This is a genomic window from Pseudoduganella sp. GW821-FHT05F09 (genome assembly GCF_059419605.1).
Window position 1 is genome coordinate 137,570 of the sequence record NZ_JBWKSD010000010.1, and the last position, 14,022, is coordinate 151,591.

Sequence of the window (14,022 nt, forward strand, 5' to 3'; positions counted from 1 at the left end):
GGGTTGAAAATCGCTGTGCTACATTAGGCAAGATGCTGTTTGAAGAAGGCTGCCGTGCGGCCGTTCGCCAGTTCGGCCGCGGCTGCGTCGTAGTGGTTGCCGCCGGGACGCGCAAAAGCGTGGTTGCAGCCGGGGTAGGTGTGCAGTTCGATGTGCTTGTTCCGGCCCAGCGCGGCGTTGATGGCGGCCTGCGCTTCCTTGCCGATGTATTCGTCCTCGCCGGCCAGGTGGTACAGCAGCGGGTCCTGCACCTTGCCTGCTTCGGACACGAACTTCTCGGTGCCGCCGCCGTAGTAGGCCACGAAGGCATCGGCGCGGCCGCGCGCCGCGCTCAGGTAGGTGAGCAGGCCGCCCAGGCAGTAGCCGGTGACGGCGACCTTGCCGCTTGCGCCCTGCATGGTGCGGGCCGCTGCCACGGTGGCGGCGATGTCGCGCACGCCCTTGTCGAAGTCGTAGGCGCTGTACAAGGCGAAGCCTTTGGCCCAGTCGCCTTCGCTCGCCTCGGACATGTCCAGGCCCGCTTCGGCGCGCCAGAACAGGTCGGGGGCGACGGCGATGTAGCCTTGCGCCGCGTAGCTGTCGGCAATGCTGCGGATGCCGGCGTTGACGCCGAAGATCTCCTGCAGCACCACGATGACCGGGGCCGGCGCGGCGCCGCTGGGACGTGCTACGTAGCAGTTGAAGCTGCCGTCTTCTGCCTGGATGGAAATGCCTGGTTTCATCTGTTTTCTCCCTTGTGTAGTGCGCTTCGATGGATGCATCTTAGGACTGAAAACGCGGCAAGGGAACGGACAAAGCTGCAATGCCGCTTTGTAAAAATGCAGATCTTTCGATAGGGATAGGGGAACAAGCGACGAATGGCTAACGACTTTGACTGGAACGATATTCCGCTGATCTTGTCGCTGGCGCGCACCGGCAGCATGAGCGCCAGCGGCCGCGCGCTGGGGGTGGACGCGTCCACCATCAGCCGCCGCATTGCCGCGGCCGAGAAGTCGCTGCAGCTGCGCCTGTTCATCCGCGATAACACGCGCTACCAGTTGACCGAGGCGGGCCGCGTGTTCGTGGAATACGGCGAGGCGGTGTACGGCAATGTGCAAAGCATGCTGCTGGCGTCGTCGCGCGAGGCCGAGGCCATTAGCGGCACGGTGCGCATCACGGCCATCGATTTCCTGTTCGACTATTGGCTGCTGCCGCAGCTGCCCGGACTGGCTGCGCAGTATCCGCAGCTGGACGTGCATCTGCTGGGCGGCAACGACAACCTGTCCTTCACGCGCCGCGAGGCGGACTTTGCGCTGCGCCTGGCGCAGCCGGGCGAGGACGCGGCGCTGGTGATGCGCAAGCTGGGCGATATCGGCTGGACCGTCTACGGCAGCGCGAACGCGGAACCGGTGCCGCGCGCGCAGTGGGGCGAGCAGCCCTGGATCATGTACGGCGACGAGCTGGCGCATGTGCCGGAGATGGCGTGGATACGCAGCCTGGGGCCGGGCGTGCGCGGCCCGGTGCGGGTGAACAGCCTGACCACCATGCTGCGCGCCTGCGAGTCGGGACTGGGGCTGGCGCTGCTACCCTGCCTGATCGGCCACCCGCCCGGCCTGCGGCGGCTGGGCGGCGAGGCCGAGCTGCAGCGCGAGCTATGGCTGCTGAGCCACCGCGACGCCGGCTCCATCGCGCGCTTCAAGGTGGTGGCGGCCTGGCTGGCCAAGCTGTATGCGGACAGCCAGGAAGTCATGTGCGGCTAGGCCGCGCGGCGGCCACATTGGCACAGGTTGTGGCAATGGTCGCAAACCAGCGCATGGCGTTTTGCTACAGATTAATATTTACATAATCCAAATAAGTAGTTCTACCGAGAAAGTGATCGACAGTTACTGGCGGCTGCGATAAAGTGCCGGGTTCACGCTGGATTCCCCATGACAGGCCCCATCCCGCCTGCTCTCGCCCGGTTACCTTTGGTTAGCCTCCGCCCCCGGCGGCTGGCATGTTGCACTATCGCAGAAAACAAATAATCGTAATGCTGAACGCCTTTTCCGTCCGCCGCCTTGCTGCCAGGCTGCTGTTCTGCCTGCTTTGCGCATGGCAGGGGCAGGCGGGCGCGCGCGAACTGGTGGTGATCGTGTCGGCCAAGAGCCCGGTCATGGCCCTGCAGGCGCGGCAGGTGGCGGATATTTTCCTGGCCGAAGCGGCGCGCTATCCCGCCGGCGGCGAGGCCGTGGCGCTGGACCAGAAACTTGGCTCGGCGGCGCGCAATGAGTTCTACAGCAAAGTGGCCGGACGCACGCCGGAGCAGATGAAGGCGCACTGGACCAAGATGATGTTCACCGGACGCGGCCAGCCGCCGCGCGAAGCGGCCGGCAGCGCCGCCGTGCGCCGCATGGTGGCGGCCGACCCCGCCTTGATCGGCTATATCGACCGCGCCGCGCTCAATGCCAGCGTGCGCGTTGTGCTGGTGGTGAAATAATGGCGGGCGGGAGCAACTGGAGCAAGGCGGGCGCAGCCGGCGGCGCCAAGCGCAAGCGCTGGCTGCGGCTGCTGCTCGAGACCTATGTCTCGCTGCCGTTTTTCACCGTGCTGCTGCTGGGCGCGATCTGGGCCGCCACTTTCCACTTCATCGGCATCGAGCGCGAAGCGGCCGGCAAGGGCGCGGCCGACTCGGTGCGCGAACTGGTGGACACTTACGAAGCCCAGGTGGCGCGCAACCTCGGCGGCATAGACCAGAGCCTGAAAGTGATCGCCTACGCGGTCGAGCGCAGGGGCGCGGCGGACGCGCTGGCGGAACTGAACCAGCACGGCCTGCTGCCGTCCGCGCTGGTGTACTCGATCAGCATCGCCGACGCGCAGGGGCGCGTGGTGGCGCGCAATCCGGCGGCGCGGCCGGTGTCGGTGGCCGGCCAGCCCTATTTCAAATTCCACCAGGAGACGCCGGGGCACAGCGCCATCGCCGGCGTCACCGTGCGCGACGCGGCCAGCGGCGACGCCCGCCTGCATTTCACGCGCCGCCTGGACGACGCGGCCGGCCAGTTCGCCGGCGTGGCCGTGATGGAAGTGGACCCGGCCTATTTCACCAGCGGCTACGAGCGCCGCCGCCAGGGCGAGCAGGGCATGCTGGCGCTGGTGGGCAACGACGGCGTGGTGCGCGCGCTGCGCGTGGGCGACAAGGTGAGCTGGGGCCAGCAGCTGGACCTGCGCGCCGAAGTGGGCGCCGGCCTGGCCAATTCCTGGGACGGCGTGGCGCGCTACACCATGGCCCGCCCCATGCACGGCTTTGCGCTGACGGCGCTGGCCGGCCTGGCCGAGCACGAGCAGCTGGCCGGGTTCGAGCGGCGCCGCGTGGCCAGCCTGTGGGAAGCCGGCGTGGCCAGCGCCGTGGTGCTGCTGGTGGCGGCCTTGCTGTGGATCTGGACCTGGCAGGGCGCCATGGCGCGCCGCCGCATCCGCAACGCGCAGGAGACCTACGCCGCCGCCTCCGAGGGCAGCATGGACGCCTTCTTCGTGCTGCGCGCGGTGCGCGACCGGCGCGGCATGGTGACGGACTTCGACATCGCGGACGCCAACGGCCGCGCCGAAGCGCTGTCCGGCCTGACGCGCGCGCAGCTCAAGGGCATGACCTTGTGCGGCTGGCTGCCGCAGGTGCGCGTGAGCGGCAAATTCGAGACCCTGGCGCACATTGCGCAAGTGGGCGGCGTGTACCAGGAAGAGCAGCGCAACGGCATGCCGCAGCTGCACGCCAACTGGCTGCACTGGCAGGTGGTGGGCGTGGACGGCGGCGTGGTGGCCATCGTGCGCGACATCAGCGAGCGCAAGCTGGCCGAGGAGCGCATCGTCCACCTGGCGCACCACGACAGCCTGACCGGCCTGCCCAACCGCAGCCTGATCGCCGACCGCTTGCAGCAGGCGATACTGCACGGCGAGCGCAACGACCGCGAAGTGGCGGTGGCCTTTATCGACCTCGATAGCTTCAAGCTGGTGAACGACGGCCTGGGCCACACCGCCGGCGACCAGCTGCTCACCGAGGTGGCGGCGCGCATGGTGGGCTGCGTGCGCCGGCACGACACCGTGGGCCGCTTCGGCGGCGACGAATTCGTGCTGGTGCTGCCGGAGCAGCGCGACAGCGAAGGCGCGCTGATGCTGCTGCTGGAGAAGGTGCGCGAGGCGGTGATACGCCCCGTGGTGCTGGGCGGGCAGCCGGTGCAGGTGAGCTGCAGCATAGGTGTGGCCATGTATCCGCGCGACGGCTGCGACGCCGACACCTTGCTGATGAACGCCGACGCCGCCATGTACCGCGCCAAGGACACCGGCAAGAACAATGTGCAGTTCTACACCATGGAAATGAACGCCAGCCTGGAGGAAAAGCTGGAGCTGATGGACGGCCTGCGCACCGCGCTGGCCGAGGAGCAGTTCCGCGTGTTCTACCAGCCCAAGGTGAGCCTGGACACCGGCCGGGTGTTCGGCGTGGAAGCGCTGCTGCGCTGGCAGCATCCGCAGCGCGGCATGATGGCGCCGGACCAGTTCATTCCGCTGGCCGAGGAGAGCGGCGCCATCGTCTCCATCGGCGAATGGGTGCTGCTGACCGCCTGCCGGCAGGCGCGCGCCTGGCAGCTGGCCGGCCTGGCGCCGGTGACCATCTCGGTCAACGTGTCGGCGCGCCAGTTCGACGACGCGCGCCTGGTCATGCGGGTGCAGCGCGCGCTGGAGCTGAGCGGCCTGGCGCCGCGGTGGCTGGAGCTGGAAGTGACCGAAAGCCTGATCATGCGCGACCTGCAGCAGGCCATCGCCAAGATGCGCGAACTGAAGGCCATGGGCATTTCGCTGTCCATCGACGACTTCGGCACCGGCTACTCCAGCCTGGCCGCGCTCAAGTCCTTCCCCATCAGCAGCCTGAAGATCGACAAGTCCTTCATCCGCGACCTGGATGTGAGCAGCGACGACCAGGCCATTGCGCGCGCCATCATTTCGCTGTCGCACCAGCTGCAGCTGCGCGTGATCGCCGAGGGCGTGGAAACCGTGCAGCAGCGCAGCTTCCTGCAGGAGAGCGGCTGCGACGACATGCAGGGCTATCTGTTCAGCCGTCCGGTGATGCCGGAGCAGATCCAGGGCATGCTGGAAGCGCAGGGCGAAGCGCTCGCCACTTAGTTCAGGCTCCCGCTCCGGTTGCATGCGCTACAATTGCTAAATCGCATCTATTAAGATTTCAGCAGCCATGAGCCAACAATTCTCCGACGATATCTACACCGAACCGTCCGACGTGGACGTCAACACCCTGGCCAACCTGGGGCCGCTGACCGCGATGGCCGGCATTTTCGAGGGCGAGCGCGGGCTGGACATCAAGCCCAAGAAAGACGGTCCGCGCAAGCAGGCCTACGTCGAGCGCATCGAACTGCAGCCCATCGACCCGGTGACCAACGGCCCGCAGCTGTTCTACGGCCTGCGCTACGTCATCCTGATCACCAAGCCGGACCAGGTGAAGACCTACCACGAGCAGGTGGGCTACTGGCTGTGGGAACCGGCCACCAACACCGTGATCCAGACCCTGGCCATCCCGCGCGGCCAGATCGCCATGGCGTCGGGCACCGCCGCGCCGGACGCGAAAGAGTTCGAACTGGTGGCCTATCGCGAGTCGGACACCTACGGCATCCGTTCCAATCCCTTCCTCGAATTCGGCTTCAAGACGGTGGAATACCGCATCAAGGTCACCATCAACGACGACGGCACCTGGGGCTACGAAGAAGACACCGTCATGCTCATCCGCGGCAAAGAGGACGAGCCCTTCCACCACGTAGACCGCAACCTGCTGCGCAAAGTGGCCGACGCCACGCCGAATCCGCTGGCGCGCAAATAAACCGGGGCGCAGCATGAAAACCCAATACTACGCAGCGACCAGCCTGGACGGATTCATCGCGACCGAGGACGACTCGCTGGACTGGCTGTTCCCGCTGGGCGAGATCGGCCAGTCCAGCTATCCCGAATTCATTGCCGAAGTGGGCGCGCTCGCCATGGGGGCGACTACCTACGAATGGATGATGCGCAATGCGGACAAGGTGACCGCCGAGGTAGGCTCGCCCTGGCCCTACACGCAGCCGACGTGGATCTTCACCAGCCGCAAGTTGCCCGCCATCGAGGGCGCGGACCTGCGCTTTGCCAGCGGCGACGTGCGCAGCGCGCACGCCGACATGCAGGCGGCGGCAGGCGGCAAGAATATCTGGGTGGTGGGAGGCGGGGATCTCGCGGGCCAGTTCTACGACGCCGGCTTGCTGGACGAGCTGATACTGCAAATTGGTTCGGTCACGCTGGGCCAAGGCAAGCCGCTGTTCCCGCGCCGGGTGCTCAGCCCTGTGCTGCGTTTGACTTCCATGCGCCAGATCGGCACGAGCATGGCCGAACTGCGCTACGACATTCACAAAGACGGCTGAGGCCTGCGTCTATTCCTGGTCCTGCTGCTTGCGGTAGACCAGCCAGCCCGCGACGGCCGTGAACGCGGCCACGATGGTGGCCACCACCCAGAATCCCGACGGATCGTTCGCCATCGGCACGCCGCCCACATTCATGCCCAGCAGGCCGGCGATGATGTTGATGGGCAGGGCCAGCACGGTGACGATGGTCAGCACATACAGGCTTTGGTTGTTGCTCTCGTTGACCTGCGCCGCGATCTCCTCCTGCAGCAGCTTGATCCTTTCCTGCAGCGACGCCATATCATTCAGCACCACCGCAAATTCCTCGGTCGCCGCGCGCAGCTCCTCGCTGTCCACGTCGGCCACCCAGCCGGGCGGCTTTTGCAGCAGGCGGAACAGCGCCGCCGGTTCGGGCGCCAGCAGGCGGCGCAGGCGCACCAGCACGCGCCGCAGCGCGCCCAGATCGGTGCGCTTGCGTTTCAGCTTCCCTTGCAGCAGATTGTCCTCGATGCCGTCCACGCGGACGATGGCGTCGCGCACGATCTTGACCAGCGCGTCCGCCTGGTCGCGCAGCAAATGCGTCAGCAGCTCCACCGGCGAACGTATCGGCTCGCCGCCGCGCACGGCCTGGCGCAAGCCCTCGATGGCCTTGAGCGGCTGGCGCCGCGCGCTGATGACCACTTGCCGGTCCACGCTCAGCCACAAGGTGGCGATGTCGGACGGATCGAAGGAAAAGTCGTGCACCACGTCGTTGACGACTGCGATCAGCGCATTGTCGGCCAGTTCGATGCGGGTCGAGCGCTGGCCCTCGTGCAGGCTCTCATAGAACTCCTCGGCCAGCGTCACGTGCTCCTTCATCCACTTTTCCGTGGCGGTGTTGGCCAGGTTGAAGTGCAGCCAGATGAATTCCCCCTCGTGGTGGCCCGGCTGCGCCAGCCATTCCTGCGCGGCGCCGGCTTCGATCGGCAAGGGCTGATGGTCGCGGCCGAACAGATAGCCGCAAACCAGGCCGGATTGGTCCGATCCGTAGGCGGGCGCGTTGATCAGCATGGGCATCTCCTGGGTTGAGTGCCGCAAGCATAGCAAACGGATGTTACCTGTGGAAGTCCACCTGGAAGCGCACCGGCCCGATCACCTCCACTTCATGCTGGATGCGCGGCTCGACGATGCCCGGCTGCTGCGGCGTGAGGCGTATGGTTTCGCGTTCCGGTTCGCTGATGTGGTACAGCAGCTCCCCCTCGAGGACGGTGATGCGGCCCCACACGCCGGCGGCGGTATTGTGGTTGCGCTGCAGGGCGCCGGGCACGGTGTGCTCGGTGAAAACAGGGGTGCTCTTGTAGTGGGCGACGTGGTCGGGCAGGGTCTTCATCATGGGCTCCTGGTTGAGGTTTGAACCCATTGTAGACCAAAATCATTAAACATGTATTTTAAATGCTTGATTTATTGATGAGGCTGGACTACGATGGCTTGCATGGAAACCTACACCACTTTATTGCTGGCCGCCGCCGCCGTGGCGGGTGTTTTGCTGCTGATATCGCTGATACGGATCTGGAACGCGTCGCAGCGCTTGCAGCGCATGATCGACTCGGCGTCGGACGCCATCATCACCATCGACGCGCGCGGCATCATAGAAACCGTCAACCCCAGCGCCGAGCAGATGTTCGGCTACCGCGTCGACGAAATGAAGGGCAGCAACGTCAAGCTGCTGATACCCGGCCCGGACCACGGCCAGCACGACCAGTACATCGGCCGCTACATGCAGACCGGGGAGTCTAAGGTGATGGGACACCGGCGCGACGTCTGCGCGCGCCGCAAGGACGGCACGCGTTTCCATGTGCACCTGTCGCTGGGCGAACAGGCCGAGCGCGGCGAGCGCAAGTTCACCGCCATCATGCGCGACATCTCGGCGTTGAAGGCCACGGAGGCCGCGCTGCAGCAGGCCAAGGAGACCGCCGACGCGGCCAACCGCGCCAAGAGCGCCTTCCTGGCCACCATGAGCCACGAAATCCGCACGCCCATGAACGGCGTGCTGGGCATGCTGGAGCTGCTGGGACTGAGCCGCCTGGACGCGGAGCAGCGCGCCACGCTGGAACTGGTGGAGCACTCGGGCAAGGAGCTGCTGCGCATACTTGACGACATCCTGGACTTCTCGAAAATCGAAGCGGGCAAGCTGGAAGTGCAGGTCGAGCCGGTCGCCATCGGCGAGGACGTGGTGGAAAACATCTACCGCACCCACCTGGGCAGCGCGGCCAGCAAGGACCTGCTGCTGGCGCGCCACGTGGACCCGCGCATCAGCCCCGCGCTGCTGGCCGACCCGCTGCGGCTGGGGCAAATCCTGCACAACTTCACCAGCAACGCCATCAAGTTCACCGCCAGCGGCAGCGTGGAGCTGCGCGCCGAACTGCTGCGCGCGGAAGGCGGGCGCGAAACGGTGCGCTTCACCGTCAGCGACACCGGCATCGGCATCGCGCCCGAGCAGCAGGCGCGCCTGTTCCAGCCCTTCGTGCAAGCGGAAGGCGACACCGCGCGCCGCTACGGCGGCTCCGGCCTGGGCCTGACCATCTGCGCCGGCCTGGCGCGCGGCATGGGCGGCGCCATTGAAATGGACAGCGCGCCGGGCAAGGGCACGCGCATGTCGCTCACGCTGGCGCTGGCCGTGGCCGACCCGAGGCAGCGGGACGTGGCGCCGGCCGCCGCCGCGCCCACGGCGCCGGTGGCCGCCGTTCCAGCCCGCGCACGCAGCGGCAGCCCGGTGCTGGTGGTGGACGACCATCCCACCAACCGCAAGGTGCTGCTGCGGCAGCTCGAAGCGCTGGGCTTGCAGGCGGAGACCGCCAGCAACGGCGTGGAAGGGCTGCGCAAATGGCGCAGCGGGCGCTACGCGCTCACCATCACCGACTGCGAAATGCCGGAAATGGACGGCTACGCGCTGGCGCGCGCCATCCGCGGCATCGAACAGGAAGAAGGGCGCGCGCGCATGCCGCTGATCGCCTGCACCGCCAACGCCTACGCCAGCGAGATGAGCATCTGCTTCGCCGCCGGCATGGACGACTACCTGGCTAAGCCCACCGCCATCGCGGCGCTGGCGCGGATACTGGACAAATGGCTGCCGCAGCAAGCGCAGGACGAGCAGTTGCTCGACGCCGCCATGCTGGCCGAACTGGCCGGCGGCGACGCTGCCGCCAGCGCCGAGATCCTGGCCGAATTCGCCACCGCCAACGACAGCGACCACGCCGCTCTGGAGCGCGCCTTTGCGCGCGGAGATTTGCAGGCCATCGGCCGCATCGCCCACGCCATCAAGGGCGCGGCGCGCACCATAGGCGCCGTGCCGTATGCGCGCGCCGCCGAACTGCTGGAACGCGCCTGGCGCGACAACGACCCCGGCGCCGCCGAGCGCGCCCGCGGCGCGTTTGAAGAAGCCTACGCGCAGCTGAACGCCCGCCTGCCACAAGCCGTCAATTAGGAAGAACCGCCATGCCGACCGAAACCCTCAACTTCCTAGTCGCCGAAGACCACAGCTTCCAGCGCAAATCGCTGGTGCGCATGCTCAAGCTGCTGGGCGCAGTGCAGGTGGCCGAAGCGGGCGACGGCGCCGCCGCGCTGGAAGTACTGCAGCGCGCCGCCATCGACATCGCCATCGTCGACCTGAACATGCCAGGCATGGACGGCATGGAGCTGATACGCCACCTGGCGGAGCTGCACAGCCCCGCGCACATCATCGTCTCCAGCGCGCTGGACCGGGCCTTGCTGGCCTCGGTGGAAACCATGGCGCGGGCCTACGGCGTGCACCTGCTGGGCGTGATCGAAAAGCCCGCCACGCCGGACAAGCTGCGCCAACTGATCGCGAGCTACGGCCCGGTGGCCGAAAGCCAGCGCGCGCGCCGCGCCGCGTTCAGTGGAGAAGAAATCCGCGCAGCGCTGGAACGGCGCGAATTCCTGCCGTACTTCCAGCCCAAGGTGCGGCTGGCCGACGGCGCCATCGACAGCGTGGAAGCGCTGGCGCGCTGGCAGCATCCGCAAGCCGGGGTGGTGGCGCCGGGCGCGTTCATCGGCACGCTGGAAGCGCTCGGCCTGATCGACGAACTCACCTGGCAGATGCTGGAGCAGTCGGCGGCGGCCTGGAAGGCGTGGGCGGCGCAAGGCTTGCTGCTGCGGATCTCGGTGAACCTGTCGCTGTCATCGCTGGAGCAGCCGGGGTACGCGGACCGCATCATCCACTACCTCGCGGGGCAGGGCATCAGCAGCCGGCATTTTGTTTTTGAGATTACCGAATCGACCGCCATGACCGACTTGCCGCACTGTCTGGAAAACCTCACGCGGCTGCGCATGAAAGGCTACGGCCTCTCGATAGACGACTTCGGCACCGGCTACTCCAGCCTGCAGCAGCTGGCGCAGATTCCGTTCTCGGAACTCAAGATAGACCGCTCCTTCGTCATGGGCGCCTGCGCCAGCGAAACCACGCGCACCATGCTGGCCAGCAGCCTGGATCTGGCCGGGCGGCTAGGTCTGAGCTCCGTCGCCGAAGGCGTCGAGACACGGCAAGACTGGGCGCTGCTGCAGCGCATGGGTTGCGACTACGCCCAAGGCTACTTCATGGCGCGCCCCCAAAGCGCCGCCGAGCTCCCCTGCGCCATCACGCGCTGGAGCGAAACCCACCGCGCCCTGACCGTCGTCGCCGCTTAGCCCTCCCAATCCGGGGTCAGTTCTCGCATCACGTCATGCCTGAAAGCATGACGTGATGCGAGAACTGACCCCAATTTTATATGGCGTGATGACAGAACTGACCCCGGCGGGGCGAAGGTTTATTGGGCGACGACTTTGCCGAAGTAGCCGTATTGCAGGCTGGCGGCGATGCGGCGGGCGACGGTGAGGAATTCGTCGGCGAGCGCGGGGACGAACAGGCGAGCGGCGGTCATTTCGAACAGGGTGAGCCAGCGGCGGAAGTGCTGCGGCTCGATGCCGCTCAGCTGCATGTGCGTGCCGAAGACGTTGCCCTGGAATTGCTTGGTGCCCATCATGACCGTGCTCCAGAAGTCGACCATGCGCGCCAGGTGCGGCTCCCAGTCGCCGCCAATGGCGGCGTCGAATACGGGCTGGAGCTCGGGGTCGGCGCGCACGCCGCCGTAGAATTCGTGGACCAGGGCGGTGATGGTGGCGGTGTTCAGTTCTTGGTACTGCATGGCTTAGTCTCGGACAGGGGCGGGCGGGGTGGGCGCGTTCAGCGCGGGGAAGCGGTAGATGCACCACCCTACGGCGGCGGCCACGGCGACGATGATGAGGAAGGCGCCCGTCAGCGCCTGGTCGTCTTTCAGGTAGGCGTTGCAGAGCTGCTCGGGCACGTCCTGGTAGAGCATGCCGCCGATGGCGGTCATGGCGCAGTAGTTCCCGAGGAAGAACAGCTGGATGATGATGTTGGCGCGCGCAATGGAGCCGGGCAGCACGGCGCCCAGCAGCGCCCAGGAGGCGAATTTGGCCGCTTCGTAGCCTGGCATGGTGAGGCTGAATTCAAGCGCGCGCGGAATCATCCAGTAGCTGCTGATGAGGAGCAGCGCGGTGAGGCCGGTCAGGCCGTGCCTGTCGTAGCTGGCCAGCACGGCGCTGTTGCGCGCGGCGCGCCCGAACAGCAGCAGGCCGCCGAGGAAGATCATGGGCAGCTGCGCGACCATGTGGCCGAGCATGGTTTTTTCCAGCTGCGCGCGGAACAGGAAGGCGCCGGCCAGCAGCAGGGCGCCGCAGATCTGGCCGAACAGCTGCAGGCGCGGGCGGCCGCGCCGCTCGGGTGCGTTGCCGATGGCGCTGCTGCGGCTCATGGCGCACCTCCGGCCATGGCGAGGGCGGTGTCGAGCGCGCCTTTGCCGTCGGTGAAGTCGATGATGCGCGCCAGGCGGCCTTGCTGGTCGATCAGGTGGAAGGCGGCGTTGTGCTCGAATTCGCCCAGCGGCGCGGGCAGCACGACGATGCCGAAGGCGTCCAGCACTTGCCGGCGCTGGGCGGCGTCGGGCAGGGCGAGGAATTGCCAGGTGCCGGGCAGCGCTTTTTGCTTGCCGGCGTAGCTGGCCAGCAGTTGCGGCGTGTCGCGCGGGTCGAAGCTGATGCTGATCAGGCGCACCTTGTCCTGCAGGCCGCGCTGGCGCAGGCTGTCTTGCATCTGCTGCAGTTCGGAGCCGAGCACCGAGCACATGGCGTTGCATTGCGTGTAGATGAAGGTGACGATGGCGACGCGCCTGTCGTCGCGCAGCGCCTGCTCCAGCGTGGCGGGCTGCGGCTGGCCGCTGGCGGCGGCTACCCGCGCGACGGGCAGCGCGCGCGGATGCTCGGCGATGTCCAGGCGCCGCCCGGCTTCCGTGGAGATGACGCGGAAGCCGGAGGTGCCGGTGTATAGGGCCGCCGTGCCGGCGGCCGCCAGCAGCAGCAGGGCGGCGGCGGTGCGGTATTTACTTAAGTTTTTCCAGCTCGTCATCACCATTCCATGGGTCTTTGCGCTCTTTGCCTTCTTCGCGCGCGGCTTTCACCGTGTCGGGACTGACCTTGGGCGCGCTGTTGCCGAACTGGCTGCGGATGTGGCTCAGCACCGCGGCCACTTCGGCGTCGCTCAGCTTGTCTTTGAAGGCGGGCATCTGGCCATTATAGGCGCTGCCTTTGACGGTCAGCTTGCCGGTGATGCCGTGCAGGACGATGTTGGCGGCCAGGCTGTCCTTGCCGGTCACCCATTCGGAGGCGGCCAGCGGCGGGAACACGCCGGGCAGGCCGGCCCCGGTGGCCTGGTGGCAGGCTACGCATTGGGCGCCGTAGATCTGCGCGCCGTCCACCGCGCCGCCGCCGGCCTCGGCGGTCTTGCCCATCAGCGTGGACATGGTGCGGCGGTCGCCCAGTGCGGGGTCGTCGTCGCGCTGGGTGGTGAGGATGTAGCCTATCGCCCAGGCGAACACGGCCGTGACGACCAGCAGCACCAGCTTGGGCACCGGGCGGCCTTGTTCGTGCGGGTCGGCGTTTTCGCGCGCTTGCGCGTCGTGCTGCGGCAGTTCGGTTTTCATTTGGCCGCTCCTTTCGCCGCCGGAGCGGGCGCGGCAATCACCGGGTAAGTGTGGTCCAGCCCTTGCAGGTAGCTGACCAGATCGAGCATTTCCTGCTTGGCGACGACGATCTTGCCGGCCGGGTTGTAGCCGGGCGGCAGGTTGACCACGCGGTCGCCCGGCTCGGCGGCGTCCTTGATGTCGAACAGATAGGGGTAGGACGGCATGATGGAGCCGGGCGTGTAGGCGCGCGGCTGGTACAAATGGCCCAGGTGCCAGTCGGCGCTGGGCTGGCGCGCGCCGATGTTGAACAGGTCCGGCCCGGTGCGCATGGTGCCCAGCAGGTGCGGCTTGTCGTAGAAGTAGTCGCCGGCCACCGAGGCGCGGCCCCAGCCGCGCTTGTCGTCCGGCGCCTGCGCCTTGTCGCGCGGCTGCTGGGAGTGGCAGTACACGCAGCCGTTGCGGATGTAGGATTCGCGTCCGCGCAGCTGGGCGCTGGTGTAGGGCTTGAGCCCGGCCGGCGCTTCGAGTTTGCTCAGCTGGATGTGGGGCACGACCACCAGCGCGGAGGTGGCGAGGGCCAGCGTGACCATGGCGCCGCCCAGCAGTTTCAGTTCGTCTTGCAT

Annotated in this window: 15 protein-coding genes; 7 read left to right on the forward strand and 8 right to left on the reverse strand. The window is 67.1% G+C overall.

The annotated features are described in order from the left end of the window. Positions 1-23 precede the first annotated feature (23 nt). Positions 24-722, reverse strand: coding sequence for a dienelactone hydrolase family protein (locus AC07S4_RS26955; protein WP_494989534.1), 699 nt, complete (start codon positions 720-722; stop codon positions 24-26). A gap of 135 nt (positions 723-857) precedes the next feature. On the opposite strand from AC07S4_RS26955, the gene AC07S4_RS26960 reads away from it, so the two are divergent. The 5 genes from AC07S4_RS26960 (at position 858) to AC07S4_RS26980 (ending at position 6,404) form a co-directional block, all read left to right on the forward strand. Then, positions 858-1,739, forward strand: a complete 882-nt coding sequence (locus tag AC07S4_RS26960) for a LysR family transcriptional regulator (protein ID WP_494989535.1) — start codon at positions 858-860, stop codon at positions 1,737-1,739. Positions 1,740-2,008: 269 nt separating this feature from the next. Continuing rightward, positions 2,009-2,455 carry a type 2 periplasmic-binding domain-containing protein gene (locus tag AC07S4_RS26965; RefSeq protein ID WP_494989536.1) on the forward strand — a complete coding sequence of 149 codons (447 nt, stop codon included), beginning with the start codon at positions 2,009-2,011 and terminating at the stop codon, positions 2,453-2,455. Then, complete coding sequence (locus AC07S4_RS26970) at positions 2,455-5,127, forward strand: bifunctional diguanylate cyclase/phosphodiesterase (protein WP_494989537.1); 2,673 nt, start codon at positions 2,455-2,457, stop codon at positions 5,125-5,127. Before AC07S4_RS26965 ends, AC07S4_RS26970 begins: the two co-directional genes overlap by 1 nt. 67 nt (positions 5,128-5,194) lie before the next feature. Next, positions 5,195-5,833, forward strand: a complete 639-nt coding sequence (locus AC07S4_RS26975) for an FABP family protein (RefSeq protein WP_494989538.1) — start codon at positions 5,195-5,197, stop codon at positions 5,831-5,833. 13 nt (positions 5,834-5,846) lie between these two features. Next, complete coding sequence (locus tag AC07S4_RS26980) at positions 5,847-6,404, forward strand: dihydrofolate reductase family protein (RefSeq protein ID WP_494989539.1); 558 nt, start codon at positions 5,847-5,849, stop codon at positions 6,402-6,404. A gap of 9 nt (positions 6,405-6,413) precedes the next feature. Here the strand turns inward: AC07S4_RS26980 and AC07S4_RS26985 are convergent, their stop codons facing one another. Both AC07S4_RS26985 and AC07S4_RS26990 read right to left on the reverse strand, forming a co-directional pair. Then, complete coding sequence (locus AC07S4_RS26985; protein WP_187358761.1) at positions 6,414-7,439, reverse strand: transporter; 1,026 nt, start codon at positions 7,437-7,439, stop codon at positions 6,414-6,416. A gap of 37 nt (positions 7,440-7,476) precedes the next feature. Next, positions 7,477-7,755, reverse strand: a complete 279-nt coding sequence (locus AC07S4_RS26990) for a TehB family protein (RefSeq protein WP_494989540.1) — start codon at positions 7,753-7,755, stop codon at positions 7,477-7,479. Between the two features lie 99 nt (positions 7,756-7,854). On the opposite strand from AC07S4_RS26990, the gene AC07S4_RS26995 reads away from it, so the two are divergent. Next, complete coding sequence (locus AC07S4_RS26995; RefSeq protein ID WP_494989541.1) at positions 7,855-9,846, forward strand: PAS domain-containing hybrid sensor histidine kinase/response regulator; 1,992 nt, start codon at positions 7,855-7,857, stop codon at positions 9,844-9,846. Between the two features lie 11 nt (positions 9,847-9,857). Next, positions 9,858-11,066 carry an EAL domain-containing response regulator gene (locus AC07S4_RS27000; RefSeq protein ID WP_494989542.1) on the forward strand — a complete coding sequence of 403 codons (1,209 nt, stop codon included), beginning with the start codon at positions 9,858-9,860 and terminating at the stop codon, positions 11,064-11,066. Between the two features lie 119 nt (positions 11,067-11,185). On the opposite strand, the gene AC07S4_RS27005 is transcribed toward AC07S4_RS27000, so the two are convergent. From AC07S4_RS27005 to AC07S4_RS27025, 5 genes are read right to left on the reverse strand one after another with little or no spacing between them, the layout of a single operon-like run. Beyond that, complete coding sequence (locus AC07S4_RS27005; RefSeq protein ID WP_494989543.1) at positions 11,186-11,563, reverse strand: group III truncated hemoglobin; 378 nt, start codon at positions 11,561-11,563, stop codon at positions 11,186-11,188. A gap of 3 nt (positions 11,564-11,566) precedes the next feature. Next, complete coding sequence (locus AC07S4_RS27010) at positions 11,567-12,193, reverse strand: hypothetical protein (RefSeq protein WP_494989544.1); 627 nt, start codon at positions 12,191-12,193, stop codon at positions 11,567-11,569. Then, positions 12,190-12,843, reverse strand: a complete 654-nt coding sequence (locus tag AC07S4_RS27015; protein ID WP_494989545.1) for an SCO family protein — start codon at positions 12,841-12,843, stop codon at positions 12,190-12,192. The genes AC07S4_RS27010 and AC07S4_RS27015 overlap by 4 nt, the downstream gene beginning before the upstream one ends. Further along, positions 12,818-13,417, reverse strand: a complete 600-nt coding sequence (locus AC07S4_RS27020) for a c-type cytochrome (protein ID WP_494989546.1) — start codon at positions 13,415-13,417, stop codon at positions 12,818-12,820. The genes AC07S4_RS27015 and AC07S4_RS27020 overlap by 26 nt, the downstream gene beginning before the upstream one ends. Further along, a complete protein-coding gene (locus tag AC07S4_RS27025) occupies positions 13,414-14,022 on the reverse strand; it encodes a cbb3-type cytochrome c oxidase subunit II (protein ID WP_494989547.1) in 609 nt (202 codons plus the stop codon). The genes AC07S4_RS27020 and AC07S4_RS27025 overlap by 4 nt, the downstream gene beginning before the upstream one ends.

Bases quoted from the DNA above. Each gene is read 5' to 3' on its own strand.
- AC07S4_RS27010 (WP_494989544.1), bottom strand. From the start codon at position 12,193: ATGAGCCGCAGCAGCGCCATCGGCAACGCACCCGAGCGGCGCGGCCGC.
- AC07S4_RS26985 (WP_187358761.1), bottom strand. From the start codon at position 7,439: ATGCCCATGCTGATCAACGCGCCCGCCTACGGATCGGACCAATCCGGC.
- AC07S4_RS27000 (WP_494989542.1), top strand. From the start codon at position 9,858: ATGCCGACCGAAACCCTCAACTTCCTAGTCGCCGAAGACCACAGCTTC.
- AC07S4_RS26970 (WP_494989537.1), top strand. From the start codon at position 2,455: ATGGCGGGCGGGAGCAACTGGAGCAAGGCGGGCGCAGCCGGCGGCGCC.
- AC07S4_RS26960 (WP_494989535.1), top strand. From the start codon at position 858: ATGGCTAACGACTTTGACTGGAACGATATTCCGCTGATCTTGTCGCTG.
- AC07S4_RS26980 (WP_494989539.1), top strand. From the start codon at position 5,847: ATGAAAACCCAATACTACGCAGCGACCAGCCTGGACGGATTCATCGCG.
- AC07S4_RS27015 (WP_494989545.1), bottom strand. From the start codon at position 12,843: ATGACGAGCTGGAAAAACTTAAGTAAATACCGCACCGCCGCCGCCCTG.
- AC07S4_RS26955 (WP_494989534.1), bottom strand. From the start codon at position 722: ATGAAACCAGGCATTTCCATCCAGGCAGAAGACGGCAGCTTCAACTGC.
- AC07S4_RS27005 (WP_494989543.1), bottom strand. From the start codon at position 11,563: ATGCAGTACCAAGAACTGAACACCGCCACCATCACCGCCCTGGTCCAC.
- AC07S4_RS26965 (WP_494989536.1), top strand. From the start codon at position 2,009: ATGCTGAACGCCTTTTCCGTCCGCCGCCTTGCTGCCAGGCTGCTGTTC.
- AC07S4_RS26990 (WP_494989540.1), bottom strand. From the start codon at position 7,755: ATGATGAAGACCCTGCCCGACCACGTCGCCCACTACAAGAGCACCCCT.
- AC07S4_RS27025 (WP_494989547.1), bottom strand. From the start codon at position 14,022: ATGCAAGACGAACTGAAACTGCTGGGCGGCGCCATGGTCACGCTGGCC.
- AC07S4_RS26995 (WP_494989541.1), top strand. From the start codon at position 7,855: ATGGAAACCTACACCACTTTATTGCTGGCCGCCGCCGCCGTGGCGGGT.
- AC07S4_RS27020 (WP_494989546.1), bottom strand. From the start codon at position 13,417: ATGAAAACCGAACTGCCGCAGCACGACGCGCAAGCGCGCGAAAACGCC.
- AC07S4_RS26975 (WP_494989538.1), top strand. From the start codon at position 5,195: ATGAGCCAACAATTCTCCGACGATATCTACACCGAACCGTCCGACGTG.